The organism is Campylobacter taeniopygiae (genome assembly GCF_005406225.1).
Lineage (GTDB): Bacteria > Campylobacterota > Campylobacteria > Campylobacterales > Campylobacteraceae > Campylobacter_D > Campylobacter_D taeniopygiae.
Genome location: NZ_NXLY01000034.1, coordinates 1 through 3,607 on the forward strand (window position 1 = coordinate 1; position 3,607 = coordinate 3,607).

Here is a 3,607-nt window from a genome sequence, read left to right on the forward strand (position 1 = left end):
GATGGCTTTAGTGATTTTAAAGGGTAGGGGATTGGAAGATGAATTAGAATTTAATATATTAAGATTCATAAAGGAATTTGGGGGCATGTTTTCTCCTTAATGTGGTTATAAGATTTATTAAATACAAAGCTTTATAAGTATGATTAAATTTAATATTTGTTAGGAAATATTCTAGCATATATGAGTAAAATAAAATTTTATTTTTAGAATATGAGTTTTTAAAAAAGAAAGAGAGTAGAGTTTTAGCGTATTCTTTAATTATTTAAAATCATTTCTCATAAAAATATCGCTTACAAGCCATTGCTAAACCCACTCCAAAAATTTGCTTTATTCTCTTTTTAGCCAGTTTTTTCAAAGACAAATTTTTCCTCATTATTTTAAATTAGGCTCTAAAAATAGTTACATTGCAAAGGATTTTATCAGTGATATTTTGCTATTCTTTATAAGCTTTTAAATTTGTGATATATAAATTCTCTCTTGAGTCTTTAATTTCTTTCATATCCATTTGATCTAGTATTCAAATAGATATTTCTTTAAAACTTTGCATACTTATCTTATTTGTAAAAGTATAATAACCCTCTTGCTTATCTGCAGAACTTAAAGAAATAATAGCCACATTTGCCATTTTATGTATTTGTTCTGTGTTAAAATTTTCTAAAGCTTTTGTAGCTATAATAAATTTTGTAGCTCTTTTAAAAAAAGAAGAGTTTTTATCTAAAATCAAATCTATTTTAAAAGCACTTTCATAGTTACCTTCTTCTTTTTGGTTAAGCTTTAAGCTTTCATAAATCCTTCTATTTTCACAATTATGAAGAAATACTTTAGTGATGGTTTCATGATTGTTTCCATTTTCATCTAAAATAGTTAAATTATTTATTTTTAAATCAAAATTACCACCTTTATTGGCTGAAATTTTTTCTTCATTGATTTTTAAATGAATATCTAGCATCTTTGAAGCTTTATCTTGTAAAATTTTAAATTGATTTTCCTTAGCAAAGCTATATAATTCTATAGCATTTTCTTCATTATCATTAAGAGCAACTTTTAAAATTCCATCGTTTTTGTTTATAAAATATGATATATTGTTTTTTACTGCTTTAAAGTGCAACTCATCTTCTTTTTTTAAAATAAGTTCTTCTTGGGTGCTACAAGAAAAAGCTTGTGGATTAATTGTTTGTTGTTCTTCTTGTGTTGGATCATATTTTAAATACATAAGTTCGCATTGATCTTCTATTAGCTTAGAGCAATCTATCTTTGCTTTTGCTCCTACAAGTAAAGTAATAAAAGTATTTTTAGGTTGTTTTATTTGTATGATAGATGGAGTGGGATTTGGATAAAGAATAAGAATTTTGTAGAGTGTATTTGCTTCTAGTTTTTCAAGCTTTTCATTTAAAGTTTTATTTAGCAGGGCAACATTATCTACTTTATTAGCACCTAAATTCTCACAATAATTAGCAATACAATAAATATTATCTAAGCTAAAATCTTTTTTAGTGAGAGTGTTTAGGTAATTAAGATAGGGGGAGAGAATATCAGCTATACCCCGAAATTCTTCTTTAGTAATATAAAAATAATAATGTTTGTCTTTAGTATGATATATATTGTATTCTTTTAAGAGATTCTTTGCTTTTTCATCAACTTCTTTACATTTCTTATAATTTTGCATAAAAGAAAGATAAGTATATTTATCTAGCAACTTCAGCCCTTGCTCAGTATTGGCTTCCTTAAAGTTAAAATTAAGATAAGAAAATATATCAAGACTTGTTGAAAAATATTCTATATTATTATTTTGATTCTTGTTGCTTAAGCCAAACATAGCGGCTTCTCGGATTCTGCGAGAGTAATAAGGGTTTTTAAATTGTCGTATATCGGCATAATAACGTACTGAAAACCACGCTAAGAATCTATTCCTATCCTTTAGGGCTTTTTGAAGCAAGATGAGTCCGCTCTCTGGCTTAAATCTTGCTGAACGCTGATAATAAATAGATAGTAAGGGAATAAACTCTTGTGGATTGATTGATTCTGTCTTGCTAAAAGAAGTAAGATAATTTGCATTCCATTTGTTTAATTTGTGTCTTAGCATCTTAATTTGACTAAAATTAATGATATTTTTAACTTCTATTGCTTCATTATCTGTAAGCTCAAAAACCATATTTATATCAAGTTTTTGGTTGATATTTTCAGGATTTTGGTTGTAAATTTTTATATTATTTTGTAAAATAGTATTGATATCTTTTTGCAAATTAATCATATTTTGATTTGGGTTTTTACCTGTTTGATAGGTATTTTTTTGAATTTTATTACTTGCTCTATACTCATCAATCTTATCTTTTATTTCTTTAGAAGTTGTATTAATGAGAGTTTGTGTAGAATCTTTTTGTTTGCTTAGTATATTAGCTAGAGTATAGACACCATTTTCCAAGTCTGTATATTTCAAAATCCCTATTTTATACATCAAAATTATTTCTCTCCATTCATCCTGTTCAATATTAAATCCTATGCCAATGGTAATTTTTGGAGCATCTGCACTATCAGCATAAATCTTTGTTTCAATCCCTTCAACCAACCTTAATAGACTAAATAATTTGTTCTTAAACCCCTCATAGCTTAAATTTGTTGTCTTAATTGGCATTTAGTTTCCTTAAATCTATATTCTGAATAAATTTATCAAGTGGCTGAATGACTCTAGTTCGCATTTCATCTAAATCATATTCACATCCTCCATTTGTACATATAAATCCCTCATCTTCAAAAGCACATACTTGAGTATAGCGACCATTTGAGCTTAATTCTTGTAATTTCTGAGAGGCTTTTGTGAGAGTTTCTTCATATCCTTTTGGAAACAATTTATTATAAAATCTAAACTTTGCTAAACCTTTAATAGAAAAAATATCAAGTATCATATTACCCTCACAAGCATAAATAGTGTCTTCGTCTATGAGAGAACTTGTATCTATGATAGTATTGGTACTAAGTAATAAAATTCCCATTTTATAAACCCTTGCTATACAAGGCTTGTAATGATGTGGTTTAAAACCAAAATGAACTGAGTCAAGATTTTCATATATTATTCCGTTTTCACGTCCTATGTTAAATAATTCTTCCACTTCTTTTTCATCATCATTTTTTGCTAATAAAAAACAACGCATATTATCTCTATAATCTTTAAAATTTTTAGCAAATTTTTGCATTTGTTTTCTAGTTTCTTGTCCTTCTTTTGTATCTTTTGGGATATTCTTTAATATTGAAAAATAGAGTTTAGAATATAAGCTATCAAGTTTTTGCAACTCTCCACTTTTATCATTGCAAATTATCTTTTCTGCTTTTGTACTTGCCTTAGCACAATCAAAGCTAGGTTTAGCTTCACTTGGAGATTGTGCATTAGCACTAATGCTTAACATTAAGAAAAATCCTAAAACTATTAAAATTTTTTTCATAATTATTCCTTTAACAAATTGTTTTCATTTACATCTATTCTGCCTTAACCTCTCCACCCTTAACTACAAGTCCATTAGAGTCTATGGTCACTTCTACTCCACCTGCTTTAATAATCACACAATCTCCCTTAGTAACAATTTGAGTATCGCCTACTTGATGGAGGATTTGA

At 27.4% G+C, this 3,607-nt stretch carries 2 protein-coding genes; both read right to left on the bottom strand.

What is annotated here, in order from left to right; translation table 11 throughout:
• Positions 1 to 517 precede the first annotated feature (517 nt).
• A complete protein-coding gene (locus tag CQA75_RS08730) occupies positions 518 to 2,632 on the bottom strand; it encodes a hypothetical protein (RefSeq protein ID WP_246023826.1) in 2,115 nt (704 codons plus the stop codon).
• A complete protein-coding gene (locus tag CQA75_RS08735) occupies positions 2,622 to 3,437 on the bottom strand; it encodes a lysozyme inhibitor LprI family protein (protein ID WP_137624578.1) in 816 nt (271 codons plus the stop codon). The genes CQA75_RS08730 and CQA75_RS08735 overlap by 11 nt, the downstream gene beginning before the upstream one ends.
• Between the last annotated feature and the right edge of the window lie 170 nt (positions 3,438 to 3,607).

Excerpts from the sequence above, each read along its gene's own strand:
- CQA75_RS08730 (WP_246023826.1), bottom strand. The coding sequence starts at position 2,632 with ATGCCAATTAAGACAACAAATTTAAGCTATGAGGGGTTTAAGAACAAA.
- CQA75_RS08735 (WP_137624578.1), bottom strand. The coding sequence starts at position 3,437 with ATGAAAAAAATTTTAATAGTTTTAGGATTTTTCTTAATGTTAAGCATT.